The sequence below is a fragment of the Flavobacterium xylosi genome (genome assembly GCF_042787345.1).
GTDB classification, from domain to species: domain Bacteria; phylum Bacteroidota; class Bacteroidia; order Flavobacteriales; family Flavobacteriaceae; genus Flavobacterium; species Flavobacterium xylosi.
Genome location: NZ_JBHZPZ010000002.1, coordinates 177,389 through 203,689 on the forward strand (window position 1 = coordinate 177,389; position 26,301 = coordinate 203,689).

The 26,301-nt window shown below is 33.5% G+C and carries 24 protein-coding genes and 1 tRNA gene; 16 read left to right on the top strand and 9 right to left on the bottom strand.

Annotated features, from left to right (window positions below):
* Nucleotides 1-94: 94 nt before the first annotated feature.
* From mraZ to ACFX5E_RS02480, 15 genes are all read left to right on the top strand, one after another.
* Entirely contained in the window at nt 95-568 is a 474-nt protein-coding gene (mraZ, locus tag ACFX5E_RS02410) for a division/cell wall cluster transcriptional repressor MraZ (protein WP_379853570.1), read from the top strand.
* Nucleotides 543-1,451, top strand: coding sequence for a 16S rRNA (cytosine(1402)-N(4))-methyltransferase RsmH (gene rsmH / locus ACFX5E_RS02415; protein ID WP_379853571.1), 909 nt, complete (start codon nt 543-545; stop codon nt 1,449-1,451). Before mraZ ends, rsmH begins: the two co-directional genes overlap by 26 nt.
* A 105-nt stretch (nt 1,452-1,556) precedes the next feature.
* Entirely contained in the window at nt 1,557-1,904 is a 348-nt protein-coding gene (locus ACFX5E_RS02420; protein WP_379853572.1) for an FtsL-like putative cell division protein, read from the top strand.
* Nucleotides 1,895-3,901, top strand: a complete 2,007-nt coding sequence (locus ACFX5E_RS02425; RefSeq protein ID WP_379853573.1) for a penicillin-binding protein — start codon at nt 1,895-1,897, stop codon at nt 3,899-3,901. The genes ACFX5E_RS02420 and ACFX5E_RS02425 overlap by 10 nt, the downstream gene beginning before the upstream one ends.
* Entirely contained in the window at nt 3,898-5,361 is a 1,464-nt protein-coding gene (locus tag ACFX5E_RS02430; protein ID WP_379853574.1) for a UDP-N-acetylmuramoyl-L-alanyl-D-glutamate--2,6-diaminopimelate ligase, read from the top strand. Before ACFX5E_RS02425 ends, ACFX5E_RS02430 begins: the two co-directional genes overlap by 4 nt.
* Nucleotides 5,362-5,367: 6 nt before the next feature.
* On the top strand, nt 5,368-6,597 hold the full coding sequence (mraY, locus tag ACFX5E_RS02435) for a phospho-N-acetylmuramoyl-pentapeptide-transferase (RefSeq protein ID WP_379853575.1): 1,230 nt from the start codon (nt 5,368-5,370) through the stop codon (nt 6,595-6,597).
* A 1-nt stretch (nt 6,598) separates the two neighbouring features.
* Nucleotides 6,599-7,930 (top strand): UDP-N-acetylmuramoyl-L-alanine--D-glutamate ligase, encoded by a 1,332-nt coding sequence (gene murD / locus ACFX5E_RS02440; RefSeq protein ID WP_379853576.1) that lies wholly within the window; start codon nt 6,599-6,601, stop codon nt 7,928-7,930.
* Nucleotides 7,931-8,009: 79 nt separating this feature from the next.
* The gene (locus ACFX5E_RS02445) at nt 8,010-9,299 is read left to right on the top strand and encodes an FtsW/RodA/SpoVE family cell cycle protein (RefSeq protein ID WP_379853577.1); all 1,290 of its coding nucleotides are present in this window, start codon (nt 8,010-8,012) and stop codon (nt 9,297-9,299) included.
* 56 nt (nt 9,300-9,355) lie between these two features.
* Nucleotides 9,356-10,441: an undecaprenyldiphospho-muramoylpentapeptide beta-N-acetylglucosaminyltransferase gene (gene murG / locus ACFX5E_RS02450; protein WP_379853578.1), complete on the top strand. Its 1,086-nt coding sequence runs from the start codon at nt 9,356-9,358 to the stop codon at nt 10,439-10,441.
* Nucleotides 10,442-10,670: 229 nt separating this feature from the next.
* Nucleotides 10,671-12,020, top strand: coding sequence for a UDP-N-acetylmuramate--L-alanine ligase (murC, locus tag ACFX5E_RS02455; protein WP_379853579.1), 1,350 nt, complete (start codon nt 10,671-10,673; stop codon nt 12,018-12,020).
* The gene (locus ACFX5E_RS02460) at nt 12,007-12,729 is read left to right on the top strand and encodes a cell division protein FtsQ/DivIB (RefSeq protein ID WP_379853580.1); all 723 of its coding nucleotides are present in this window, start codon (nt 12,007-12,009) and stop codon (nt 12,727-12,729) included. The genes murC and ACFX5E_RS02460 overlap by 14 nt, the downstream gene beginning before the upstream one ends.
* Nucleotides 12,730-12,735: 6 nt before the next feature.
* Complete coding sequence (gene ftsA / locus ACFX5E_RS02465; protein WP_379853581.1) at nt 12,736-14,103, top strand: cell division protein FtsA; 1,368 nt, start codon at nt 12,736-12,738, stop codon at nt 14,101-14,103.
* Between the two features lie 89 nt (nt 14,104-14,192).
* Nucleotides 14,193-16,139: a cell division protein FtsZ gene (gene ftsZ, locus ACFX5E_RS02470; RefSeq protein ID WP_379853582.1), complete on the top strand. Its 1,947-nt coding sequence runs from the start codon at nt 14,193-14,195 to the stop codon at nt 16,137-16,139.
* A 327-nt stretch (nt 16,140-16,466) separates the two neighbouring features.
* On the top strand, nt 16,467-16,916 hold the full coding sequence (locus tag ACFX5E_RS02475; protein ID WP_379853583.1) for a GatB/YqeY domain-containing protein: 450 nt from the start codon (nt 16,467-16,469) through the stop codon (nt 16,914-16,916).
* A 68-nt stretch (nt 16,917-16,984) separates the two neighbouring features.
* Nucleotides 16,985-17,058, top strand: a tRNA-Arg gene (locus ACFX5E_RS02480).
* A gap of 346 nt (nt 17,059-17,404) precedes the next feature.
* Here the strand turns inward: ACFX5E_RS02480 and ACFX5E_RS02485 are convergent.
* From ACFX5E_RS02485 to ACFX5E_RS02515, 7 genes are all read right to left on the bottom strand, one after another.
* Nucleotides 17,405-18,139 (bottom strand): hypothetical protein, encoded by a 735-nt coding sequence (locus ACFX5E_RS02485; RefSeq protein ID WP_379853584.1) that lies wholly within the window; start codon nt 18,137-18,139, stop codon nt 17,405-17,407.
* Between the two features lie 124 nt (nt 18,140-18,263).
* Nucleotides 18,264-19,520: a hypothetical protein gene (locus ACFX5E_RS02490; RefSeq protein ID WP_379853585.1), complete on the bottom strand. Its 1,257-nt coding sequence runs from the start codon at nt 19,518-19,520 to the stop codon at nt 18,264-18,266.
* A gap of 105 nt (nt 19,521-19,625) precedes the next feature.
* On the bottom strand, nt 19,626-20,021 hold the full coding sequence (locus ACFX5E_RS02495) for a hypothetical protein (RefSeq protein WP_379853586.1): 396 nt from the start codon (nt 20,019-20,021) through the stop codon (nt 19,626-19,628).
* A gap of 4 nt (nt 20,022-20,025) precedes the next feature.
* Entirely contained in the window at nt 20,026-20,304 is a 279-nt protein-coding gene (locus ACFX5E_RS02500) for a helix-turn-helix domain-containing protein (protein WP_040473713.1), read from the bottom strand.
* Nucleotides 20,305-20,401: 97 nt separating this feature from the next.
* On the bottom strand, nt 20,402-21,061 hold the full coding sequence (locus ACFX5E_RS02505; protein ID WP_379853587.1) for an RteC domain-containing protein: 660 nt from the start codon (nt 21,059-21,061) through the stop codon (nt 20,402-20,404).
* Nucleotides 21,062-21,114: 53 nt separating this feature from the next.
* Entirely contained in the window at nt 21,115-21,327 is a 213-nt protein-coding gene (locus ACFX5E_RS02510) for a hypothetical protein (protein ID WP_379853588.1), read from the bottom strand.
* 419 nt (nt 21,328-21,746) lie between these two features.
* On the bottom strand, nt 21,747-23,126 hold the full coding sequence (locus tag ACFX5E_RS02515) for a phage integrase SAM-like domain-containing protein (protein WP_379853589.1): 1,380 nt from the start codon (nt 23,124-23,126) through the stop codon (nt 21,747-21,749).
* A gap of 336 nt (nt 23,127-23,462) precedes the next feature.
* On the opposite strand from ACFX5E_RS02515, the gene ACFX5E_RS02520 reads away from it, so the two are divergent.
* On the top strand, nt 23,463-24,272 hold the full coding sequence (locus ACFX5E_RS02520; RefSeq protein WP_379853590.1) for a zinc-dependent peptidase: 810 nt from the start codon (nt 23,463-23,465) through the stop codon (nt 24,270-24,272).
* A gap of 27 nt (nt 24,273-24,299) precedes the next feature.
* Here ACFX5E_RS02520 and rpe read toward each other — a convergent pair whose 3' ends face one another.
* Together rpe and ACFX5E_RS02530 are read right to left on the bottom strand one after the other, a co-directional pair.
* Nucleotides 24,300-24,962 carry a ribulose-phosphate 3-epimerase gene (gene rpe / locus ACFX5E_RS02525; RefSeq protein ID WP_379853591.1) on the bottom strand — a complete coding sequence of 221 codons (663 nt, stop codon included), beginning with the start codon at nt 24,960-24,962 and terminating at the stop codon, nt 24,300-24,302.
* A gap of 361 nt (nt 24,963-25,323) precedes the next feature.
* Nucleotides 25,324-26,187 carry a sigma-70 family RNA polymerase sigma factor gene (locus tag ACFX5E_RS02530; RefSeq protein WP_007137700.1) on the bottom strand — a complete coding sequence of 288 codons (864 nt, stop codon included), beginning with the start codon at nt 26,185-26,187 and terminating at the stop codon, nt 25,324-25,326.
* Between the last annotated feature and the right edge of the window lie 114 nt (nt 26,188-26,301).

The following is a 26,301-nucleotide window of genomic DNA, read 5'->3' on the forward strand; positions in this document are numbered from 1 at the left end:
AAAAGTGGTGAAACTTATTAACAAAGTGGTATATAGTGGTAAAATGTGGTAATATTTTTTATATTTTTGCTCTACACCATTTAATACATTTTGCTTGGATACAATTGTTGGAACATATGAATGTAAAGTCGATGCTAAAGGAAGGTTGTTGTTGCCAGCACCTTTAAAAAAGCAGTTGGCCTCTTCTCTTCAAAACGGATTCGTTTTGAAGCGTTCCGTTTTTCAGCCCTGTCTGGAGTTGTACCCTATGCAGGAATGGGTGTTGATGACGGAAAAAATCAGTAAGTTGAATCGATTTGTTAAAAAAAACAATGACTTTATCCGAAGGTTTACAGCTGGGGTAAAAATTGTTGAGATCGATGCTTTGGGGCGACTATTAGTGCCAAAGGATTTAGTTCTTTTTGCTAATATTAGTAAAGAGGTAGTGTTTTCTTCAGCGATCAATATTGTAGAAATTTGGGATAAAGACTTATATGAAAAATCTATAGGTGATGAAGAAATAGATTTTGCAGATTTAGCAGAAGAAGTAATGGGAAATATAAATGACAATGACTATGGAATATCATAATCCGGTTTTGCTTCAGGCATCAGTAGATGGTTTAAATATTAAGCCAGACGGCATTTATGTTGATGTGACTTTTGGTGGCGGTGGTCATTCAAAAGAAATTTTAAAAAGACTTGGTCCAAACGGAAAATTATTTGCTTTTGATCAAGATGAGGATGCGTTAGCGAATGCTTTGGCTGACGAAAGATTTACACTTATCAATGAGAATTTCAGGTTCATTAAACGTTTTTTGCGTTTTTATGGAGTGAAAAGCGTTGATGGAATTTTAGCTGATTTGGGTGTTTCGTCTCATCAGTTTGATGTGGCTGAACGAGGTTTTTCTACCCGTTTTGATGCTGAGCTGGATATGAGAATGAGTCAGAAAAATGATTTAAATGCCTATCGTGTAGTTAATGAATACGATGAAGCAAATCTGAAAAGAGTGTTTTTAGATTATGGTGAATTAAAAAATGCACCTGTTTTAGCAAGAACAATTGTAGAAGCAAGAGAAGAGCAGCCAATCAAAACCACGGATAAATTGAAAGAGGTTTTAGCGAAATTTTTGCCTGAAAGAGTTAGAAATAAGATATTGGCGCAAATCTATCAGGCGATTCGAATTGAAGTAAACCAAGAGATGGATGTTTTGAAAGAGTTTTTGGAGCAATCCTTAGAAATTTTAAATCCAGGCGGCAGATTAAGCGTGATTTCGTATCATTCTTTAGAAGATAGATTGGTAAAGCGATTTGTAAAAAACGGAATGTTTGAAGGAGAACCTGAGCGTGACTTTTTTGGTAATTTTTCAGTTCCATTCAAAACAGTTGGAAAATTAATTGTGCCGGATGCTGCTGAAATAAAAGAAAATAACAGAGCAAGAAGTGCCAAATTGAGAATAGCGGAAAAGATATAATCCCCACCCGGCCTCCCCAAAAGGGAGAAGCCAAGGAGGAAAAATAAATACTAACTTTTAATATCTCGGCTCCCTCTCCTTTGGAGAGGGTCGGGGAGAGGACAAATGAAAAACGGAGTTTACAATCTTTTAAAAGCAAGGTTTCTGATAGATGATGATGCTGTTAAAAACTGGCGTTTCATTGTTTTTGTAATTGTTTTGGCTATAATTATGATTGCTAATACGCAGCGATTCGAACAAAAAGTGTTTAAGATTAACGAGTTGACAAACAAAGTAAAAGAATTGCGTTCGGAATTTGTAGACAGACGCTCGGAGTTAATGAAATTGAAAATGGAATCGACAGTTTCTGAAAAAATGGTAGAAAAAAATATTTTTCCGTCAACAGTTCCTGCGGTTAAAATCGAAGTTAAAAAAGAAGAAGAAAAAAGTTTCTTCAAAAAAATATGGCAGTAGAAGATAAACACATATCGTACAGAATTTATCTGGTTGCATTCGCTATCTTTTTGATGGCAATTGCGATTGCTGTAAAGTTGACAAATATTCAATGGGTGGAAGGGGATTATTATAGAAAATTGGCCAAAGAAAGAACGGTTAGAAATTTTGTGATTCCAGCTAATAAAGGAAATGTTTACTCTGCAGACGGAAGCCTTTTGGCAACTTCTATTCCTAATTATGAAATACGTTTTGATGCCGTTACTCCAAAAGCAGAAGCGTTCGAAAAAAATGTGAAATCATTATCTGATTCGTTAGCTTCAGTTTTAGGAAAACCATCAAGCTATTTTCAAAATGAATTAAGAAAAGCTAGAGCAAACAAAAACAGATATTATTTGGTTGCTCGTGATTTAAGCTATACCGAATATTTTAAAATCAAAGGATTTCCACTGTTTAATTTGGGAAGTAATAGAGGTGGAATTATAATTGAACAAGAAACCGTTAGAGAACACCCAATTGGTAAAATCGCTGAAAGAACCATTGGTTACGATAGAATTGACGAAAGTGGTCAATTAAAACGAGTAGGAATAGAAGGTGCTTTTGGAAAATATCTAAACGGAAAAGACGGTAAAATTTTAAAACAAAAAATTGCAAAAGGACAATGGAAACCCATTCGTGATGTAAACGAAGTTGATCCGCAAGATGGATACGATGTAATTTCTACTATTGATGTTTACATTCAAGATATTGCGCATCATGCCTTGTTGAAACAATTGGAAGAATATGGCGCTGAACACGGTTGTGTGGTGGTTATGGAAACAAAAACAGGTCAGGTTAAAGCGATTTCTAATTTGGGAAGAGACGAAAAATCAGGTAATTACTACGAAACTATAAATTATGCTGTTGCAGAATCTCATGAACCAGGTTCTACGTTCAAATTGGTTGATATGATTGCGCTTTTGGATGATAATAAAGTCGATACATCGAAGGTTTACGATAGTCGTGGTGGCGTTATAACTTACAGAGGTGATAAAGTTCGTGATTCGCATAAAGGGGGATATGGAAAAATATCGCTTGGAAAAGGCTTTGAAGTTTCTTCTAATACTATTTTAGTTCAAGCTGTTGTAGAAAATTATAAAAATAATCCACAACAATTTATCGATAGAATAAATAAAATGGGTTTGAACAAACCTCTTGGATTACCATTTCAAGGCGAAGGAAAACCTATTGTTCATCAAACATCAGATAAAAATTGGAATCCTAATATTTTACCATGGATGGCTTTTGGATATAGTGTTGCAATGACACCTTTGCAAACTTTGACTTTGTATAATGCTGTTGCGAATAACGGAGAAATGGTAAAACCACAATTCGTTTCAGAAATTAAAGAATGGAATAAAACCATCAAGAAATACGATAAACAAATTATCAATCCGAAGATTTGTTCTGATGAAACTATCAAAAAATTAAAAGCGCTTTTATCAAATGTGGTAAAAAGAGGAACAGGTGCAAAACTTTATTCTAAAGATTTTTCTATGGCAGGAAAAACGGGAACGGCTGCGGTGAATTATGCAAAAGATGGTGGTTCAGGTAAATATTATGCTTCTTCATTTGTTGGATATTTTCCGGCAGATCACCCAAAATATTCTTGCATAGTTGTCGTTCATAAGCCAAGTACAGTCAATAATAATTATTACGGTGCGGATGTGGCAGGTCCCGTTTTTAAAAGGATTGCTCAAAAGATTTTTACAGATGCTCCTTCAACTAATAAAATTAAAAATTTAGACAGAAAAATACAGAAACAAGAAAATAATTATGATTCTTATTTTGTAAAATCACAAATGAAGTCGCCATCAATTCCTAATGTAAAAGGAATGTCAGGGATGGATGCATTGGCTTTATTAGAAAATTTAGGTTTAAAAGTGAAAGTTACCGGAATAGGAAAGGTAAAAAAACAATCACTTCAAGCGGGGCAAAACATTGTGAAAAACACAACTATACTATTGGAATTATCATGAGTATATTAAAAGACATATTATACAAAGTAGCTATCGAAGCCGTAAAAGGTTCGACGGATATTGCTATCGACAAAATGGATTTCGACTCAAGAAAAATTGAGAAAAATGATGTTTTTATAGCTGTTCGTGGTTCTATTTCTGACGGCCATGATTATATAGAAAAAGCAATTCAACAAGGAGCTGTTGCAATTGTATGCGATACTTTTCCGGAGACTATTACAAAAGGAATCACTTATGTTCAGGTAAAAGACACTAATTCAGCCTTGGCATTTATGGCTGCAAATTATTTTGGAGATCCTTCTGAAAAATTGAAATTGGTTGGTATCACAGGAACAAACGGTAAAACTACCATTGCTTCGTTGTTGTACCAATTGTTTAAAAAAGCAGGTTTCAAAGTTGGATTGTTATCTACAGTGAAAATTTTAGTTGACGTGCAAGAATATAAAGCGACACATACTACTCCAGATTCAATTACAATTAATCATTATTTGAAAGAAATGGTGGAGAATGGAGTTGAATATTGTTTTATGGAAGTGAGTTCGCATGGAATTCACCAAAAAAGAACGGAAGCGTTACATTTTGTTGGCGGTATTTTCACCAATTTGTCTCACGATCATTTGGATTATCACCCAACATTTGCCGAGTACAGAGATGTGAAAAAATCATTTTTCGATAATTTGCCTAAATCAGCATTTGTATTAGTAAATATTGATGATAAAAATGGGCCAGTTATGTTGCAGAATACGGCAGCAAAAAAATTGACTTATGCTTTAAAAACCTATGCTGATTATAAAGCACAAATCCTGGAAAATCAATTGTCAGGTTTATTATTGAAAATTAACGGAAATGAAGTTTGGGTAAAGCTGATAGGCACATTTAATGCGTATAATTTATTGGCTATCTACGGAACTGCCGTTCAATTAGGAATGGAAAGCTTGGAAGTACTTCGCTTATTATCAGATTTAGAAAGTGTTTCGGGACGTTTTCAATTTATTGTTTCTGCTTCAAATATTACCGCTATTGTAGATTACGCGCATACGCCGGATGCATTAGAAAATGTGCTGAAAACAATCAATGACATTCGTACTAAAAACGAACAATTGATAACAGTTGTAGGTTGTGGAGGAAATAGAGACAAAACAAAACGCCCAGTTATGGCTGGGATTGCATCAGATCTTAGTGATAAAGCAATACTAACTTCAGATAATCCAAGAAATGAAGCTCCTGAAACTATTATTAGTGAAATGGAGCAAGGTGTTGCCCCTCAGAATTACAAGAAATTGTTGACTATTACGGATAGAAAACAGGCTATAAAAACAGCTTGTCAATTGGCTCAGCCAAATGATATTATATTAATTGCAGGAAAGGGTCATGAAACCTATCAGGAAATAAATGGTGTTCGTCACGATTTTGACGACATGAAAATTGTTAAAGAAATATTAGAACAACTCCATAAATAGAAAAATATGCTGTATTACTTATTTGAATATTTGGACAAAATATTAGATGTTCCTGGAACAGGTGTTTTTCAGTACATTACTTTTAGATCTGCATTAGCATTGATGCTTTCTTTACTGTTGTCTACAATTTATGGTAAAAGAATCATTCATTTCCTTCAAAGGCAACAAGTAGGTGAAACCGTTCGTGAACTGGGTTTAGCTGGCCAAAATGAAAAAGCGGGTACACCAACAATGGGGGGGTTAATTATCATATTTGCCACCTTGGTTCCTGTTATTCTTTTTGCAAAGTTGCATAACATTTATATTGTTTTATTGATTGTTACCACACTTTGGATGGGAACGATCGGTTTTATAGATGATTATATCAAAATTTTCAAAAAAGATAAAGAAGGTCTAAAAGGGATATTTAAAGTTTTTGGTCAAGTAGGTCTTGGTTTAATTGTAGGTACGGTCCTTTATTTTAGTCCGGCTGTAACTGTACGTACGGATACATCTACATCGGATATATTCAAAACACCTACTGAAAATGTAATTGTTCAAGCTCCAGTTGAAGAAAAATCTACCGCAACTACGATTCCGTTCTTTAAAAATAATGAATTTGATTATGCTGAATTATTAGCTTGGACAGGTGAAGGTTATGAAAAATGGGCATGGTTGATTTTTATTCCGGTCGTGATTTTTATTATTACCGCAGTGTCTAATGGTGCAAATTTAACGGATGGTATTGATGGACTGGCTGCAGGAACTTCAGCTGTTTCGGTCTTGGCATTGGGGATATTTACATTCGTTTCGGGGAATATTATTTTTTCTAATTATTTGAATATTATGTATATCCCTCATTCGGGGGAAATGACGGTCTTTATAGCCGCATTTGTGGGCGCTTTAATTGGATTTCTTTGGTACAATTCTTATCCAGCATCTGTTTTTATGGGGGATACAGGAAGTTTGACTATTGGAGGAATTATTGCGGTTCTGGCGATTGCTGTTCGAAAAGAAATGTTGATTCCATTATTGTGCGGAATTTTTCTTGTCGAAAATTTTTCAGTCGTTTTGCAAGTCGCTTATTTTAAATATACAAAGAAACGCTTTGGCGAAGGCCGAAGAATCTTTCTAATGTCGCCTTTGCATCATCATTATCAGAAAAAAGGATATCACGAAAGTAAAATTGTCACCCGTTTTTGGATTGTTGCCATAATGCTGGCCATATTATCAATTGTTACTTTAAAATTAAGATAGTATGAGGCTAGTAATTTTAGGTGGTGGGGAAAGCGGAATAGGAACGGCTATTCTGGGTAAGAAGAAAGGGTATGATGTATTTGTGTCTGATTTTGGAAAGATAAAAGAAAATTATAAAGAGGTTCTTATCATTAATGAAATTGCTTGGGAAGAGGAAAAGCATACTGAAGATTTGATTCTGAATGCTGATTTGGTGATGAAAAGCCCGGGAATTCCGGATAAATCGCCAGTAGTTAAAAGGCTTAAAGAGAAAGGAGTTCCGGTGTTGTCGGAAATTGAGTTCGCAGCCCCTTTTACAAACGCTACTATAATTGGAATTACAGGCAGCAATGGAAAGACAACCACCACAATGCTTACACACCATTTGCTGAAATCAGCAGGTTTGAATGTAGGATTAGGAGGGAATATTGGAAAGAGTTTTGCTTGGCAGGTGGCAGATAATAATTATGATTCTTATGTGCTGGAGTTGAGTAGTTTTCAACTGGATGGAATTGTGAATTTCAAACCTCACATTGCTATTATTACGAATATCAGTCCGGATCATTTAGATCGATACGAGTACAAATACGAAAATTACATTGATTCAAAATTTAGAATTACAAAGAATCAAACCGAGGAAGATTACCTCATATATGATGCGGATGATGAAGCCATTACAGAATGGTTTAAAACACATACAACTAAAGCCAAATTAATTCCTTTTTCATTGACTAAAATTCTCAGCGAAGGAGCTTATATAAAAAACAACAAAATGGAAATTTCAATTAATCAAGAAGAGTTTACAATGGATACAGAGCATATTGCCTTGGAAGGAAAACATAACATGAAAAACGCAATGGCAGCAACCTCTGTGGCAAAATTGATGCAAATTAGAAAGTCGACAATACGTGAAAGTTTGTCAAACTTTCAAGGAGTAGAACATCGTCTTGAAAAAGTATTGAAAATTCAAAATGTACAGTACATCAATGATTCAAAAGCGACTAATGTAAACGCCACTTTTTTTGCATTAGACAGCATGAATACACCTACAGTGTGGATTGTGGGAGGTGTTGATAAAGGAAATGATTACAATGAATTGATGTCATTAGTTCGTGAAAAAGTGAAAGCGATTATCTGTCTTGGAGTTGATAATAAAAAAATAATAGATGCTTTCGGGAATGTGGTAGATATGATGGTCGAAGTGGATAACATGAACGATGCAGTGATAATGGCGCAGCGTTTAACCGAAAAAGGAGATACGGTTTTATTGTCGCCAGCATGCGCTAGTTTTGATTTGTTTGAAAACTATGAAGACAGAGGAAACCAATTTAAACAAGCCGTTAAGAATTTATAATAAAAAAGTTTTATTTATTTAGATTTTAAGGCTCCCCAACCTGAAATTTAAACAAATAAAACTTTAAAAAAACAGTAAAATGAAACAACTAATAAACAATTTAAAAGGAGATAAAGGTATTTGGTCATTCGTGGCCTTATTGGCCTTGTTTTCGTTTATGCCTGTTTTTAGTGCGAGTAGTAACTTGGCTTATATAGGCCAGGGAAACGGAAATACATTGGGGTATTTGGTAAAACATTTGGCTCATATCTGTATTGGTTTTGCCATTATCTATTGGATTCACAAAGTTCCGTATCATTATTTTAGAGCAATCTCTAAAGTAGGATTACCCGTTGTTTGGATTTTATTAGCCTACACTTTAATTAAAGGAACTGTTATCGCCGGTGCAAATGCCAGTAGATGGATTCAAGTGCCATTTATTGGAATAACATTTCAAACATCAACATTGGCGTCTATCGTGTTATTTATTTTTGTAGCACGTTATTTGTCTAAAACCAGAGAAGAGCCTATTACATTCAAGGCGTCTTTTTGGGAGCTTTGGTTACCGGTATTTTTCACTTTGATATTAATTTTGCCTGCGAATTTTTCTACAACAGCGTTGATTTTTTCGATGATATTGATGTTGACTTTTATTGGTAAATACCCATTAAAATATATTGGAATTATTATTGGATCGGGAATATTATTTCTCGCTTTTTTTGTTCTTCTATCCAAAGCTTTTCCTGATTCCAGATTTTTTAGCAGGGTACATACTTGGGAAAGCAGAATCGAGAATTTTAGTACAGATAAACCGGATGAAGACGATTATCAAATCGAGAAGGCAAAAATTGCAATTGCATCAGGTAAAATATATGGATTGGGCCCAGGTAAAAGTGTTCAAAAGAATTTCTTGCCGCAATCTTCTTCTGATTTTATTTATGCCATTATTGTTGAAGAATATGGACTTATAGGTGGCTTAGGTGTTCTTGCTTTGTATTTATTATTGTTGTTCCGATTTATTATAGCCTCTCATAAGGCCAATTCATTATTTGGGAAATTAGTGGTTATAGGATTAGGCTTTCCCATGATATTTCAAGCAATGATTAATATGGCCGTGGCGGTAGAATTATTACCTGTCACGGGACAGACATTGCCATTGATAAGTAGCGGAGGGAGTTCTATATGGATGACTTGTTTTGCACTTGGAATCATAATAAGTGTAACTAAGAAAGAGGAAGAGATTGCGCAAGAATTAAAAGAGTCTGCTTTAAGAGACGAAGCGCTTCAAAAATTAATTGACAAACAATTAGAAGACGACTACAGTACAGATAATGATTATTCTATAGAGGATAAAACTAAGAATCCAATGAATGCAGTTTTAAATAAATAATCGGTTTTAAGATTAAATAATTTTTGAAAACATAGGAACTCAGTAACATTATACAAATGAAACAATACAAATTCATATTAAGCGGTGGCGGAACTGGAGGACATATCTATCCTGCCATTGCGATTGCCAATGAATTAAAATCCCGTTTTCCGGATGCTGAATTCCTTTTTGTAGGAGCTCAGGATAAAATGGAAATGCAAAAAGTACCGCAGGCTGGATATAAAATAAAGGGACTTTGGATTTCTGGTATTCAAAGAAGGTTGACATTTGATAATTCACTTTTTCCACTCAAATTACTGGCGAGTTTATTAAAATCCAGAACAATAATAAGAGAGTTTGAACCTGATGCTGTTATAGGGACGGGAGGTTTCGCAAGCGGACCTTTATTGCAGGTGGCAGCAATGGCCGGTATACCAACAGTGATTCAAGAACAAAATTCCTATCCTGGAATCACCAATAAATGGTTGAGCAAAAAAGCAAACAAAATTTGTGTTGCTTATGAAAATCTGGAACGTTTTTTTCCAAAAAAAAAATTGATTTTGACTGGAAATCCAGTTCGACAAGATTTAATTGATATTGAAAGTAAAAGAGCCGAAGCAATTCCATTTTTTAATTTAGATGCTAAAAAGAAAACGTTGTTGGTTCTTGGTGGAAGTCTAGGGGCAAGAAGAGTAAACCAACTAATTGAAAAGGAGCTGAAAAATTTGCTTTCACAGAATGTTCAGGTGATTTGGCAGTGCGGAAAATTATATTTTGAAGATTATAAAAAATATAGTCAAGGGGATGTTCAAGTAATGGCTTTTATTGAAAGAATGGATTTGGTTTATGCCGCCGCCGATATTGTCATTTCTCGTGCAGGTGCGTCATCGGTTTCGGAATTGTGTCTTGTGGGAAAACCTGTGATTTTCATTCCTTCTCCTAATGTAGCTGAAGATCACCAAACTAAAAATGCTCAGGCAATTGTTGATCGAAAAGGTGCAATTATGTTGAAAGAAACAGAGCTGGATTCACAATTTGGTCTTGTTTTTGAAGCTTTACTTAAAGATCAAGGAAAGCAGAATCAGTTAATTGAGAATATAAAAAAATTGGCTAAACCCGAAGCAACAAAACAAATTGTTGATGAAATTGTAAAATTGATTTAGTAGCATATGAATGATTCTTTTAAAAGTTGTATTTTTCTTTTAATAGCTATTGTCACTTTGTCTTACGTATTCACTAAAAGAAGTAAACATAAAGATGTGAATGATTGGAGAGGTTTTATTGGGGTTTTGGCTCTATTATATTCGGCTCCTATCTAATCATACAATCATTGAAATAAATATTTTAAATAAAATTTGTGTCTTAGCGCCTTTGTGGCAAAATAATAATAATATGAATTTAAATCAAATACATAACGTCTATTTTATAGGAATTGGAGGCATCGGCATGAGTGCTCTGGCTCGTTATTTCAAAAATATCGGTAAGCAAGTCTCTGGGTATGATAAAACGCCTACGATGCTTACAGGTGAATTAATAGAAAGTGGTATTTCAATTCATTTTGAAGATAATATTGATTTAATTCCAGAAGATTTCTACTCAGAAAACACCTTGGTTATTATTACGCCAGCAGTTCCAAAAAATCATTCCGAGTGGAATTATTTCTTGGAAAGAGACTATCAGGTAAAAAAAAGAGCGGAAGTTTTAGGAATAATCACCAAAGACACTTTTTGTTTTGCAGTTGCCGGAACTCATGGTAAAACAACTACCTCTAGTATTTTAGGACATATTTTATTTGAAAGCGGTGCTGATGTTACTGCTTTTATTGGAGGAATTGTAGAAAATTATAATTCAAATTTAATTGGAAGCGGTAAAACAGTTACTGTTGTTGAAGCAGATGAATTTGATCGTTCGTTCTTGCATTTGCATCCTAATATTGCCTGCATTACATCTATGGATGCCGATCATTTGGATATTTATGGAACCAGTCAGGCAATTGAAGAATCTTTTATTGAATTTGCTTCTAAAGTGGAAGATAAAAATAATCTTTTTATAACGAAAGAATTGACAATTGAAGGAGTTACCTGTGCGGTAAATGAAGATGCTATTTTTAAGGTATTTAATGTTAGAATTGGAAATGGCAGCTACACATTCGATGTACAAACTCCCACTGAAATAATAAAAAATTTACAATTTGGATTACCTGGGAAACACAATTTAATGAATGCTTTAATGGCTATCGCAATGGCAAAATTATTCGGCACCCCAACCAATGCCATTGCAAAAGCCATAGCATCATTCAAAGGCATAAAGAGAAGATTTTCTTATCAAATTAAAACGGATAAGTTAGTTTATATAGACGATTACGCACATCATCCAACGGAAATAAATGCCGTGCATCAGGCAGTTACAGAATTGTATCCAAATCAGAAAGTTTTGGCTATTTTTCAACCCCATTTATTCAGCAGAACCAGAGATTTTTCAGATGATTTTGCCAAAAGTTTATCCGCTTTTGATGAAGTTGTTTTATTGGATATTTATCCTGCCCGTGAATTGCCAATGGAAGGAATAACTTCGCAATGGTTAATGGATAAAATGACAAATAATGATAAAAAATTGGTCATAAAAAATGATTTAATTCCAACTATTCTTGCATCAGATGCTACAGTTATTGTGACAATTGGCGCAGGAGATATAGGAGAACTGGTTCCAACAATTAAAAAAGCGATAAATGAAACTCTTTAATTGGACAAATATTCGATTAATACTGATGTTTGCATTGGTTATTTTTCTGTTTTCTTTTACGTCAAATCGAAATGAAAATAGAAAATTAACTAAATCTACCGTTATTTTTGTGGGAGATATCGCTCCTTTTGTTAAACAAGAAACGGTTAATAAATTGTTAATAGAAAATAAAAGAGATGCATCGAGCATTCAAAAAGTTAATTTAGATTTGAATAAGCTGGAGAAAGCTTTAGATGCACAAGAAATGATTGAAAAGTCAGATGTATTTGTGAGTATCGATGGCGTTTTAAAAGCAGTAGTGAAACAAAAGACTCCAATAGCTAGGGTTTTTGATAATGGAGCTTCTTTTTATATTGATTACAAAGGGAATAGAATGCCATTATCAGCAAATTTTACAGCTAGAGTTCCACTTGTTTTAGGGGGAATTAATAAAAAAAATAACGAAGATTTGGCTGATTTATTTCGCATAATCTATGAAGATGCTTTTTTGAAAAAAAATATCATTGGAATTCAAATTATGCCGAATGGCAGCTTATTAATGCTCAATAGAAATTTTGATTTCCAAATTGATTTTGGCAGATTGATAAATGTGGAGCTAAAATTTAAAAATTATAAAGCTTTTTTTCAAAAAGCAGTTTTAGATAGTTCGTTGTATAAATATAAAAAAATAGATCTCAGATTTACGGAACAAGTAGTTTGCACTAAATAATAGATAATGGAAAAAGAGAATATTGCAGTAGGTCTAGATATTGGGACAACCAAAATTGTTGCCATGATAGGCAAGAAAAATGAGTATGGGAAATTAGAGATTTTGGGAATTGGAAAATCCAAAAGCTTAGGAGTGGCAAGAGGTGTTGTGAATAACATAACTCAAACTATTCAATCTATCCAACAAGCAATTCAAGAGGCTGAAAATAATTCAGGTTATAAGATTAAAGACGTAGTTGTTGGAATCGCTGGTCAACACATCCGCAGCATTCAACATACAGATTATATTAGCAGAAATAATCCTGAAGAAGTTATCGGGGAGAATGACATACAGCTTTTGATTGATCAGGTAAATAAATTGGCCATGTTGCCGGGTGAAGAAATTATACACGTATTGCCACAGGAATTTAAAATTGACGGACAATCTGAGATTAAGGAGCCTATAGGAATGTATGGGGGAAGATTAGAGTCCAGCTTTCATGTTGTAGTGGGTCAAGCATCATCGATACGCAATGTAGGAAGATGTATCCAAAGTTCAGGAATAGAATTGTCAGGTTTGACTTTAGAGCCATTAGCGTCTGCTGATGCTGTTTTGAGTCAGGAAGAAAAAGAAGCAGGTGTTGCGCTTATCGATATAGGTGGCGGAACAACGGATTTGGCCATTTTTAAAGATGGTATTATTCGTCATACTGCTGTAATACCTTTTGGAGGAAATGTAATTACAGATGATATTAAAGAAGGCTGTTCCATCATTGAAAAGCAAGCTGAGTTATTAAAAGTTAAATTTGGTTCTGCTTGGCCAGGGGAAAATAAAGACAACGAAATTGTTTCTATTCCCGGATTAAGAGGCAGAGAGCCAAAAGAGATTTCGTTAAAGAATCTTTCGAAAATAATTCATGCTCGTGTAGTAGAAATTATAGACCAGGTTTTCACCGAAGTAAAAGCATACGGACATGAAGACCCTCGTAAAAAACTGATTGCAGGAATAGTACTTACTGGTGGTGGTGCTCAATTGAAACACATCAAGCAGTTAGTGGAATATATTACCGGAATGGATACCAGAATTGGCTATCCAAACGAGCATTTGGCTGGAAATTCTGATGAAGAGATTTCAAGTCCTTTATACGCTACAGCAGTAGGATTAGTAATGAACAGCATTCAAAATAATTCTCAAAGCGCGTTAAGAATGGATGCAATAGAGCCTCCAAAAGCTACAGTTTACAGAGCTCCGGTTGTACAAAATTATGAAGTTGAAGTGCCGGTAGTTGAAGTAGAAGAGGAAGTAAAACCGGTATCTACGGGAGATAAAATACAAAGATCATTTTTTGACAGGTATGTTGATAAGATTAAGGATTTCCTGGATAACGCAGAATAGCTAAGTAAGTAATAAACATTTCAATTCTCCTTTTTGCCCCAAGCCTTAAGAAGAAAAAAAATAATTAAACATTAAAAAAACCAAATAAAATGATGAGCAACTCAGAATTTGGAAGTATTTCATTTGATTTACCAAAAAATCAATCAAATGTAATAAAAGTAATTGGTGTAGGTGGAGGCGGAAGTAACGCCATCAATCACATGTTCAAACAAGGTATTAAAGGCGTTGATTTCATCGTTTGTAATACAGATTCACAGGCTTTGCAAAATAGTTCTGTGCCTAACAAAATACAGTTAGGGGTACATTTGACAGAAGGACTTGGTGCTGGAGCAAATCCAGATGTAGGTCAGCAATCCGCTATTGAAAGTATTGCCGATATTGAAAAAATGTTGGATCGCAATACTAAAATGGTTTTTATCACTGCAGGAATGGGTGGTGGAACTGGAACAGGAGCTGCGCCGGTAATCGCACAATTGGCTAAAGAAAGAGATATTCTTACGGTAGGAATTGTGACTTTACCTTTCTTGTTTGAAGGGAAAGTGCGTCAGGAACAAGCCTTAATAGGTATCGATAAATTACGTAAACAAGTCGACTCATTAATTGTTATCAATAATAATAAATTAAGAGAAGTATACGGAAATCTTGGTTTTAAAGCAGGTTTTTCAAAAGCGGATGAAGTTTTGGCGACAGCCTCAAGAGGTATTGCCGAAGTAATTACACATCACTATACTCAAAATATCGATTTAAGAGATGCTAAAACAGTATTGTATAATAGCGGAACGGCTATCATGGGATCTTCTGTTTCTTCAGGCGAGAATAGAGCTAAGGAAGCAATTGTAGCTGCTTTAGATTCTCCTTTGTTAAATGATAATAAAATTACTGGTGCCAAAAACGTATTGTTGCTTATCGTTTCTGGAACTAATGAAATTACAATTGATGAAATTGGAGAGATAAATGACCATATTCAAATCGAAGCAGGTCATAATGCAAATATTATCATGGGGGTTGGTGAAGACGAATCGCTTGGAGATGCTATTGCAGTTACCATAATCGCTACAGGATTCGATATTGAACAACAAAACGAAATTGTAAATACGGAGCCTAAAAAAATAATTCATACCCTAGAGGACGAGCAAAGAAGTGTTCACAATTTAAGTAATAGAACCGTTGCTGCATTCGATTTAAATAACGTAACGCCTGCATCAAACTCTAACGAAAGAATTGTTTTCGATTTATTAGAAGACACTACAGTAGTAGCTCCTGAACCAGTTATAACAGCACCAGCGCCAACAATCAATAAAGAAGAGTTGATGGTGATGTCTGAATTTATAAAAAATTTAGACGTGACTTTCGAAATCGTTTCTCCAATTAATGATAGTGAATTTACTTTTACCTCACCAGAAGTTAAAGAAGTAAAAGCAGTTCAGCCAAAAATTGTAGAAAGACAAGAACAAACGGCTTTCTCTTTTGATTTGCCGCTTTTCAAAGCAGAGCCGGTTGCTCAGGGTGAGGAAAACAAAGTTTTATTTGAACTAACGAATGAAACTCGTGATATCAAAGTCAATGAAGCAGTACAATTTGTTCCGGTAACAGAATTGTCTGATAGAGGAATTATCAAATATTCTCTTGAGGAGTACATGGAAGCAGATACTGATTTCGAGGTTAAACCAATTGCAAAAGTAGTTGAAGTTACTGTTCCTGCCGAGTTGAATATTACAATGAAACAAGTGGATGTAGTTACAAATGCACCAACTCATTTCGAAAGTATTTCTCCAATGGAAATGACAATTGAAGAAACGTTGAAGCTTCGCGCTGACGAAAGAAGAAAAAAATTAAAAGAATTCAATTACAAGTTTCATAATAATGTTTCTAAAATTGATGAGTACGAAAAAGAACCTGCTTACAAAAGATTAGGAATAGATATTTCAAATAATCAACCAAACAATACAAATTCGAGAATTTCTGTTGGAACAGACAGCAACAATGACCTACAGTTGCGTTCTAACAACTCGTATTTGCATGACAATGTAGATTAACTAACTCAAACCAAAATGAGATAGCCCGAAAATTCAATTTAATTTTCGGGTTATTTTTTATGTAGAGAGAAGAAAGTAATCTATTGTTAATTCAAGTAAATTTCTTTAAATTTGCGAGGCCTTAGTCCAGCTGTCGTTTCAAGCTTTTTCTCGAAAATGCTTTTTTCTAAGCCCTTAAAAGAGCTTCCTGCGGTCGCTTTTTAAGCGCAAGAAAAAATACATTTTCTCCTAAAAAGGCTTTTCACTATCATCTGGGGCATTAAAAAATAATCAGTTTGCACTTTTCAGTTTTTAAATTGAAACGCAAATTTAAAAGTAAATATTATTATGAGTTTATCAGTACAAATCATGGACGAAATGAAAACCGCCATGAGAGCCAAAGATACAGTTGCACTAGAAGCGTTAAGAGCTATCAAATCTGAAATCCTTTTAGCTCAGACAGCTACAGGGTCAAAAGAAGAAATAACAGAAGATGACGAGGTTAAATTGCTACAAAGACTAGTAAAAACTCGTAAGGAAAGTGCTAGAATTTTTACGGAGCAAAACCGTTTAGATTTGGCTGAACCAGAATTAGCACAAATAGCAGTAATCGAAAAATTCTTACCAGCGCAATTAAGCGAAGAAGAAGTAGAAGCGGTGATTGCAAAAATCATTGCAGAAACTGGAGCGTCAGGAATTGCATCAATGGGAAAAGTAATGGGATTAGCAGCTGCACAATTAGGCGGAACAGCTGAAGGAAAGACAATTTCTACAATAGTTAAAAAACTATTAGTATAATAATTGCTAATTTCAAATTACGAATTACGTTTGTATAATTCGTAATTTGAAATTCGTAATTAAAATAGGGCTGCGTAGTTCAACTGGATAGAATATCAGATTTCGACTCTGAGGGTTGCAGGTTCGAACCCTGTCGCGGTCACTTTTTTAAACCTAAACCTATTGTTAATAATGGTTTAGGTTTTTTCATTTTTAAATTTAGTCAGTATTTAGTCAGTAATATTAAAAAACATAAAAATTCGCATAATTTTTCAAGTAAAAAAACCTCTCATTTCTGAAAGGTTTCGGTTTTTAATTTATAGTGCTGATAGAATTGCAATCAAAATAATTAATATAATCAACTGCGGTGCTAAGTCTGTTTTGTTTTTTGGTTCCATGATTTTTATTCTTATTAATTATTATTTCTTTTATCTGCTAATAGTTCTCCAAAGATTTTAACGACTATATTACATTAGGTCACTATAATGAATATTACTTTTTTCTAATTTCTAGTTACTGCCCAACAAAATTGGTTTTAACTCCAAAAGTTTTATATCGTATTCGTCTTTATTTATTAATCCTAAATCTAAATACTTTTTCAAATCTTCAATTTTTAATAAGGCTTGTTCTTTAGTGTAAATATAATTTGAGATCAATGGTTTTAAAATTTCGCCATAACTCAAATTTTTAGATAGGGACTCATAAACCATTTCGCCGTCGGCATTTTTAATTGAAAGTAATGTAATTCTATTGTCCTCGCCTTGATCTTCTCTCATCCAATTAAGAAAAAGAACTTCTTTGTTATTAATCAAATGATCAGGTATTTTTTTTTCGTTTTTAATTTCTTTGCCTCTTGAATTAAAATCTTTAGCCGCATCAATTATAATATATTTTTTTGCACCTGTTAACGCTTCTAACAAAGTTGCTTTGTTACCTTGAGGCATCCAGCCCCCCACATTTTCAACAACAATATATTTGTATTTTTTTGAATTGTTAATGAGATTATCAGTAGTTATTTTAGAGTAATTATTTTTTAGAGCCTCATTGTAAGCGGAATTATTAGAGGCTTGCGCCTCAGATTCATTTGCTCTTGCTATTCTATTTGCGACTGCATCTTGTGAAATTCTGTTTAATGCTTCTCCCATTGGGTTTGGTTTACTTACATTAACATTTAAAGTGCCATACTGACTGAAACTTATTTGTATTGACAATGTCATAACTAGTGTTAGGATTCCTTTTTTCATTTTTTATGATTTATATTACTTGATTGGACCTATCTGTTTGTGAGTAAATAAACAATTAATAAACATAAACTGCAATACCCACTTTTAGTGATATTTAGATTTGATTCATGGTGTATTTGTTTTACTACTGTGCAAAAATACTCAAAAAATTAACTTGTTCAGGTGGGTAAATCCTGACTTGTTTTGTCTTTTGGTTGTTCTTTGCGTTCCTGATGTTATGAGCAATCTCTATTATTTGCGTTTCGAAATCCGACGACGACCAACGACTTGATAAATACCGTCTTTTGATTTGTGCAAATACCTTTTTGTCGGTTTTGTAATAGTATTTCAGTCCAGTATGTGAAAGCGAATTACTATTATCTTTTTGCATCGAAATATTTAAACCGGTTACTTTGCAAAGGCGTTTTTTAATCTTATTTTCATATTCCAATACTATCTGTTTTGACTTTATAGTTAAATGGTCAATATGGATAGTCTTGCCGTTTACAAAATCAATCTTTTTGCTTATTATTTCGGCGGTTAAATCTTGCACTTTATTTGAGTTTCTGGAAACGATTTTTTTTAATTGATTTCTGTGGTATGTAAAATTTTTAGTTTGATTGTTGGCCAGCAATCGGGTCCAGTAATTATTGTTTGAATATTCTAATACCGCTCTTTTTAAATTTGTGCTTAAAAGGTCAATTTGGATAGTGTTATCATAATACAACACGTTTTGCCATTCATTCAAAACCTCATCTTTGAAATTATGTAAACCATAATTTACTAAATCCTGTAAACTATAAATCCCACGTTCGTTTAGTTTTTGCATCTTTAGATATTTAATCTCAAAACGCATTATTTCGGTGTCAATATCAAAATGCTTTTTGTATTGTAATGCCTTGTTATATAGTTTGATAATGTATTGAGAGTGTCGCCATTGTTTGTAATTCCCCTCGTCTGAATTGTGCTTATGCTCAAAAGTTTTTGTTTTATGTAAAAAACAATTGTCTATAATTACATTTGTGTGGATTGGCGGAAAAATGTTAATTCCTATCTCTAAACACTTCAAAATACATTGTTCGGGTTCTATGTTGAATTTCTTTTTCAAGTCCCGTAAAACCCATAAAAAGGCCACATTATTAAAGTCATTGTAATTGTGCGCTCCATTATTCCAGTATTTGTGCAAACTTCCCGCAAGAGTAATAGTTCCAGAGTCGTAAATCTTAAATTCTAAACCGTTGTAGGTTGCGTTTTTTGAAGGTGTAACCTTGTGGCCATTCCTATTGATTGTTTTTATTTCTCCGGTTGATAGATTTACGGTATCGTAAAAATCCAATAATAAATTCGCCTCTAAAATAGCGGGGTTTAAATTCTTTATAATAATTTTAATATAGTCAGTCAATTGAGTATCTTTGATTAAGTTTTTTACAATGCCTGTTGAAAACTGAACTTTTGAACAAAGAATAAACGAGCCCTTGAACAAGGCTCGTTTTTTGTTTTTAAGTACTTAGTTTATGAATTTTAAAACTTCGCTTAGGTTGGCTGTATAATAGCCTTTGAGGTAGTAAACCGTTAGATCTCTTTCGTAGTTAGAAAGTTTAACAATTAATAGATCCTCTTTTCGATTGTTGATGCCTTTGTCGGCGAAGTAAATTCCAGGAGAAGGGGTTTTAAAAAGTCCTGTAAAGTTTACCCAACGTTTCCCATTTCTGATTTTTAGCCAAAAACTTGGTGCTGATTTTGCAAAACCTCTATCAATGACGATATTAATTAAATCGGATAGTTTTTGAGTTCCGTTTTCTACCTCAACAAGTTGGTAATGTTTTGTAGTTTTAAATTTACCCCCATTTATTTCTTTGTAAATGTGGGTTGTCGGTTTTGGGATAAAGCCTGTTGAATTCATAATCTTAAACGTTTAAGGGTTTAAGACTTGCTTCAACTTCGGAACGTAAAAAGTATACGCGTGAACCAATCCCGAGAGGATTTAAACGTTTAGACTTACACCAATTGTGAACCGTTGAAATGTCAACGCCAAACATTTTAGAAACGTCTTGACGTGATAAATATTCTTTTGGTTGTGTTGGTGTGAAGTGTTTTAAAAATTCCTGTAATTGAATTTCTACCCTGTTTGAAATTTTGTTTTCAAGTTGTTCAGGGCTTGTTTGGATAAACTGAATTGTTTGCATATCGAAATATTTTTTAATTAATACTTCAGCAAAATTCAATCTATTTAAACCCTTCAAAAGGTTAGTGAAGGGTTAGTAACGTGTATTATTTTTTTGTTTAGAGTGTAAAATGATTGCGTAGAGAAATTTTTAATTTGTCCAAGAACAAAGTTTCGCTACCGTTATTTCTTGATTTTAATTTAGTCAAGGTTTGGTCAGGATTTTTGATTTCAATATCAAAAAATTTAGAGCAAAGTTCTATATTGTCTTTTTGAATTCCTTTAAGGTTTCCGTTTTCTGTCAAAGCCTTAATAAGTTCTATAAATTCTGTTTGGCTTCCATGAAATTTTACTTTTGGAAAACGACTACTGTTTGCACCAGTATTTATTTTGATGCGTAAATATTCTATGATTTTTGAAAAACTAGTAGTTAATTGATCGCAAATTTCTATATCATAACCATCTGTAAGCCATTTGCTTTCGTCTTTAATTAGGGATTTAATGTCATAGTTTTCCTCTCCTGTTGGTTCTTCATTGTTTATTACGTCAAACTCAAATTCATTTAAATAACAATATTTATATTCTGGGTAATCACTGTTGTATTCCAATACTCTCCTTTCACTGACATTTGCGGTACTAAAACAGTTTTGATAAAAATATAGTTCTTTATTTATGAAATGTAACTCGTCGTAGTCTACATATTTTGATTCATGGTCATTTAAACGTGACAAGTATGTTTCTTTGTATTCTTTTAAAGTTGTTATTATTTTTTCTCTCATTTGCCTGTTTATTATATTTTGAACTTAGTCTTGAGATCCGTCAACGTCGATGTTTAATTTAATTTTACGTTTGCTTCTCTAAACAAATTAATCAATTCATTTTTTACAAACTCTGAATCAATTGTTTTAATAAAATTCTTTTGAATATTATTAAGTTCTACACTTTCGCTATTGACGATTTTAAATTGTCTTTTAATTTTCTTTGCCTGTTTTTGGTTTACTACTGTTTTTAAATAGCCTTTTTGTACTTGATTTAGATTGCTCATTTTGTTTGCTTTTATTAAGGTTAATTTTTGTGTTTACAAATAGTGGGTATAGGTTATCTACTGTTTTACGGGTGTTACTTTTTAAAACGAAAGTCTTTTTATTATGGGTACGGGGTCTTTTTTTTGGTTTTTATTTTCAAATTTATTTTAAATTCTATCCGTTTGTTGTTGGTTACCTCTGTGGGGGTTTATAAATATAAAATTCAAATATAATAAATTGATTTGCTCTTAAAACATGACAAACGTTTGTTGTTATTTGTACTTAAATAATAGGGCGTGAGTAACTGGTTTTATTGATGCTCTGTAATAATTTTTATTGTTTACATTGTCGAGGTGTCTATACTCATTGTTAGTATTCGCCATCGTCGGAGAATAGTTTGTAATTTGTTTGATTTCGGTGTTTATTGTTTCGATGCGTTTTAGTTGTTAGTTCCGCTCTTTATTACTTTCATTTCGGGTGCTTTGTCTTTGTTGAGGTCTTCATAAAATTTCATGAATAAATCGGCGTTCGCGTCTTTGTCTTCGCGTTTGTTTATGTAGGCTAAAAATAAACTTTCTTTTGAATGTCCAGTTATTCCGATTAATACTGCAGTAGGTATCTTTTTATAGTAATTAGAGGCAAAAGAACGTCTAAAACAATGCGAGGCAATCAATTCATACTTTGGATATTTGCCTAATTCCTTTCGGTTGGTTTCGGTGTTTAGTTTTGTTCCCTTGACAACCTCAATAATTCCCGCCATTTTACAAATAACTTTTACATAATTGTTTAATTTCTGGTGTGGTATCTCTTTGGGTAAATCATTTTCTATTATGTCAATTACGTGAGGCGCAATTATGCCAATGGTTACACTTTTATTTGTTTTCTGTTGAATTATATCTAAGTACATATTCCCGCCCTTATATCGAATGTTTTCAGTAGTGATTTTTAGTAAATCCCCGCCACGCTGTCCAATTTCACAACCGATCAAAATCCAGTTTTGCGCGTTGTTTAGTGTCTCAGGTGTTAGTAAAAGGTTCTTTGTTAATTGTGGGTTCGCTATCTTAAATTCTTTGATTTGTTCAACGTCTGTAAAATTGGTGTTTTTGATTTGGTCAAGTTCGTCAATTGATAATGTTTGAATATAGCGGTCTTTGTCACTTTCGCTAAAATGTTGGATTGTTTTAGAATAGGGTGTTACTGGAATTTCATTTTTTTCAGCATCAATACAAACCGTTTTTAAGATTTGTAATTCTCGGCCTGTTGTATTTGCGGAATATTTTTTGGTATTAACGAGCCAGTTTGTGAATTTGTCAACAAAGGTATTTGTAATCTCGATAAACTGGATTTGTTTTTTAATGGTTTTTTGATACTCTAAGATTATGTTTTTAAAAACAGTATAGTTTTTTATGGTTTCCTTACTTAATCCAATTTTTACCCCGCCGTTTGTTCTTACTTTGCGCGTGTTTGAATTATCGAGAATGTACTGAATGTGATTAATTAATAAACCTGTATCTGTTTTTACAACTCGTTTAAAACAATTGTTAATTTGGGTTTCTAACCAATACGCGTCAATTAAAACACTATTCGCTAAATCTTTGTTTAGGTTTTCTAAAACAAAGGTCTCCAATTTTTTGAGGTTGTTGGATAATGTTTTGTTTTCGTTTTTGGTTTGTTTGGGTAAATTTGACTCGCTCCAATCTTTAGGGTTTATAGAGAACCCCGTTTTTTTCTTAAGTGAAACATATTGACTTATTGAAACTCTAATGTATATTTGAGAGTTTTCGGACTTACTTTGAAGTAAAAATTTAATCTTTGCCATATTTTGAACTTTTGAACTCTCAAATTTAAAACATTAATTCGATTAAAAAAAACTTTAGTCAGTATTTAGTCAGTAAGTAGTCAGTATTATTAAATGTTATTCTATTTCATTCTATTATTTGAAATTACGTTTAACTTGTTGTTATAGTTGAATTTGTTGAAGTTAGTAGTTATTTTTATAGTGGTTTTGCGAAGTCGTTCGAAGTGTGTTATTGAGTGTTCAAGGTTTCAGGTTCGAACCCTGTCGCGGCCACAAACACAAATAGAAATGCTTCAAAAAAATCAAGTTTGCTTGAAATATTTTGAAGCATTTTTCATTTTAAAACGTTTATAAAATATGTCTCTTCAACTTTTTATTTCGGTACTTTTTGGGACATTATTTCTCCTGCTTTTAATTTTTAGAGTCGTGGAACCAGCTTACGTGCTTTTATTCAATAAGCCGCTTTATATTCATTGGTATCCTTTTTCTAAGAAATTAAAATTAAGCCAACGCCAAATTTTAGTAAATGATTTTCCGTTTTATAATGGGCTTTCCCCTAAAAGAAAAATGTATTTTGAACATCGTGTGAACGAATTTATTGCAACCTATCAGTTTGTAGGCAAGGAGATTGTTATTACGGAACAAATGCAAATGCTGATTGCTGGAACTTATGTGATGTTAACTTTCGGGATGCGAAATTATCTTATCCATTTGTTCAATAAAATAATAATTTATCCATCCAGTTATTATTCTACCGTAAATCAAACATATCATAAAGGAGAATTCAATCCAAAAATGAAAGCAATCGTTTTTTCTTGGGAAGATTTCTTATTGGGACATTCTACATCAAATGACAATATTAATCTTGGTTTACATGAGTTTTCTCATGTGTTACATTTTCATTGCTTAAAAAGTAATGATCCAAGTGCTATAATCTTTTTTGATGAATTCAAAGAAGTCATAAAATATTATATCGACCCAAATCTAAATAATGTGCTGAAACAAAAAGGATACTTTAGGTTGTATGCTTATGGAAATCAATTTGAATTTTTATCTGTGATCTTGGAACATTTTTTTGAAACACCTCATGTATTTAAAGCAACGCATCCAGAATTATACGCACACATTGTGGCAATGATCAATTTTAATGAAGAATATTTTAAATAAAAAATGGCGCTCAAGGCGCCATTTTCTTTAGAAGCTTGTCAGCTTCTTTAAATCTTGTATGGTTTGGGTGGGATTTTCGGCTTTAAAAACAAAACTTCCGGCTACAAGAACATCCGCTCCTGCTTCAACAAGTTGTTTTGCATTTTTATTAGTAACTCCACCATCAATTTCAATCAATGTACTTAGACCTTGGTCGGTAATCATTTTTCGAAGTTTTCGAACTTTATTATAGGTGATTTCTTCAAATTTTTGCCCACCAAAACCTGGGTTTATCGACATGATTAAAACCATATAGCATTCTGAAAGAATGTCTTCTAAAACCGAAACGGGAGTCGATAAATTTAAAACTACTCCAGCTTTACAGCCAGCGGCTTTTATTTGTCTAAGTGTACGGTGTAAATGAACAGTAGATTCGTAATGAACAGTAATAATATCGGCGCCAATTTTCACAAAATCCTCAATGTATCTTTCTGGTTTTTCAATCATCAAGTGTACATCTAAGGGTTTGGTTGCGTGTTTTTTGATAGCTTCAATTACAGGCATACCATACGATATGTTAGGTACAAAATGTCCGTCCATTACATCAATATGAAACCAATCGGCTTCGCTGTTGTTGATCATTTCGATGTCGCGTTGCAGATTAGCAAAATCAGCAGCGAGAACTGATGGAGCAATAAGTGTATTCTTCATTGTGTAGTTGTATTGTTTGTGCAAAAGTAGTTTTTTTAGAGCAATTGACGAAAGTTTTTTATGATTCAGTTCGTGAGTTGTTCCTGCGATTTGCGTAAGGGATAGAGGTGATATCCTCGAAGTGCAACGGAGAGATAAAGCCGAAAGCCCGACCCGAAGTTTTTACGGAGGGTTACGCCAAAATTATTTTAGAAGGGAATAGATTCAAGGGAATCTGAAATGAATTCAGATTAAAAAATAAAACTCCGGTAATCAGCCGGAGTTTCAATCATCAATCAAAAAACGAACAGTCAATCAAACTGTTGTTTACTGTAAAATTTCAAATCCCAAAAGATTGGGATTTGAAATTTATTTTTGGATATTATCCAAGGTATGTTTTTAGTATTTTACTTCTTGAAGTGTGTTTTAATCTACGGATTGCTTTTTCCTTGATTTGGCGTACACGCTCACGAGTTAGGTCGAAAGTTTCTCCAATTTCCTCTAATGTCATTGGGTGTTGATCGCCAAGACCAAAGTACAAACGAACTACATCAGCCTCTCTTGGAGTCAATGTTTCTAATGAACGCTCGATTTCGGTACGCAATGATTCGTGAATTAATTCTCTGTCTGGATTTGGAGATTCACCAGAACGTAAAACGTCATAAAGGTTTGAATCTTCTCCTTCTACAAGAGGCGCATCCATTGATAAGTGACGACCGGAGTTTTTCATGCTCTCTTTTACGTCATTTACAGTCATGTCAAGCTCTTTTGCAATTTCCTCAGCAGATGGTGGACGCTCGTTAGATTGCTCTAATAATGCGTACATTTTGTTGATTTTATTGATAGAACCAATTTTGTTCAAAGGCAAACGAACGATACGGGATTGTTCAGCCAATGCTTGTAATATAGATTGACGAATCCACCAAACGGCATACGAGATGAATTTGAAACCACGTGTTTCATCAAAACGTTGTGCTGCTTTTATCAATCCTAAATTTCCTTCGTTAATTAAATCAGGAAGTGTAAGTCCTTGATTTTGGTATTGTTTTGCTACCGAAACCACGAAACGTAAATTGGCTTTTGTTAATTTTTCCAGGGCTTTTTGATCCCCAGCTTTAATCTTTTGTGCTAATTCTACTTCTTCGTCAGCGGTAATAAGGTCAACTTTTCCAATTTCTTGTAAATATTTGTCTAATGATGCAGTTTCACGATTCGTAACCTGCTTGGTGATTTTAAGTTGTCTCATGTTTTTGTCTCCTCAATTTTTTAAGTGTACAAATGATTATACGTATGGAGTTTCAAAAAAGTTACAAAAAATAGAAAATATTTAAAACTCCTGCTCCAGAAAAAGTATTTAGAC

Excerpts from the sequence above, each read along its gene's own strand:
- ACFX5E_RS02420 (WP_379853572.1), top strand. The coding sequence starts at position 1,557 with ATGAAAAACGGAGTTTACAATCTTTTAAAAGCAAGGTTTCTGATAGAT.
- ACFX5E_RS02495 (WP_379853586.1), bottom strand. The coding sequence starts at position 20,021 with ATGAATTCAACAGGCTTTATCCCAAAACCGACAACCCACATTTACAAA.
- ftsA (WP_379853581.1), top strand. The coding sequence starts at position 12,736 with ATGGAAAAAGAGAATATTGCAGTAGGTCTAGATATTGGGACAACCAAA.
- ACFX5E_RS02520 (WP_379853590.1), top strand. The coding sequence starts at position 23,463 with ATGTCTCTTCAACTTTTTATTTCGGTACTTTTTGGGACATTATTTCTC.
- ACFX5E_RS02510 (WP_379853588.1), bottom strand. The coding sequence starts at position 21,327 with ATGAGCAATCTAAATCAAGTACAAAAAGGCTATTTAAAAACAGTAGTA.
- ACFX5E_RS02425 (WP_379853573.1), top strand. The coding sequence starts at position 1,895 with ATGGCAGTAGAAGATAAACACATATCGTACAGAATTTATCTGGTTGCA.
- ACFX5E_RS02445 (WP_379853577.1), top strand. The coding sequence starts at position 8,010 with ATGAAACAACTAATAAACAATTTAAAAGGAGATAAAGGTATTTGGTCA.
- mraY (WP_379853575.1), top strand. The coding sequence starts at position 5,368 with ATGCTGTATTACTTATTTGAATATTTGGACAAAATATTAGATGTTCCT.
- ACFX5E_RS02475 (WP_379853583.1), top strand. The coding sequence starts at position 16,467 with ATGAGTTTATCAGTACAAATCATGGACGAAATGAAAACCGCCATGAGA.
- rpe (WP_379853591.1), bottom strand. The coding sequence starts at position 24,962 with ATGAAGAATACACTTATTGCTCCATCAGTTCTCGCTGCTGATTTTGCT.
- ACFX5E_RS02530 (WP_007137700.1), bottom strand. The coding sequence starts at position 26,187 with ATGAGACAACTTAAAATCACCAAGCAGGTTACGAATCGTGAAACTGCA.
- murC (WP_379853579.1), top strand. The coding sequence starts at position 10,671 with ATGAATTTAAATCAAATACATAACGTCTATTTTATAGGAATTGGAGGC.
- ACFX5E_RS02500 (WP_040473713.1), bottom strand. The coding sequence starts at position 20,304 with ATGCAAACAATTCAGTTTATCCAAACAAGCCCTGAACAACTTGAAAAC.
- ACFX5E_RS02430 (WP_379853574.1), top strand. The coding sequence starts at position 3,898 with ATGAGTATATTAAAAGACATATTATACAAAGTAGCTATCGAAGCCGTA.
- ACFX5E_RS02515 (WP_379853589.1), bottom strand. The coding sequence starts at position 23,126 with ATGGCAAAGATTAAATTTTTACTTCAAAGTAAGTCCGAAAACTCTCAA.
- murG (WP_379853578.1), top strand. The coding sequence starts at position 9,356 with ATGAAACAATACAAATTCATATTAAGCGGTGGCGGAACTGGAGGACAT.
- ACFX5E_RS02505 (WP_379853587.1), bottom strand. The coding sequence starts at position 21,061 with ATGAGAGAAAAAATAATAACAACTTTAAAAGAATACAAAGAAACATAC.
- ACFX5E_RS02485 (WP_379853584.1), bottom strand. The coding sequence starts at position 18,139 with ATGAAAAAAGGAATCCTAACACTAGTTATGACATTGTCAATACAAATA.
- rsmH (WP_379853571.1), top strand. The coding sequence starts at position 543 with ATGACAATGACTATGGAATATCATAATCCGGTTTTGCTTCAGGCATCA.
- ACFX5E_RS02460 (WP_379853580.1), top strand. The coding sequence starts at position 12,007 with ATGAAACTCTTTAATTGGACAAATATTCGATTAATACTGATGTTTGCA.
- ftsZ (WP_379853582.1), top strand. The coding sequence starts at position 14,193 with ATGATGAGCAACTCAGAATTTGGAAGTATTTCATTTGATTTACCAAAA.
- murD (WP_379853576.1), top strand. The coding sequence starts at position 6,599 with ATGAGGCTAGTAATTTTAGGTGGTGGGGAAAGCGGAATAGGAACGGCT.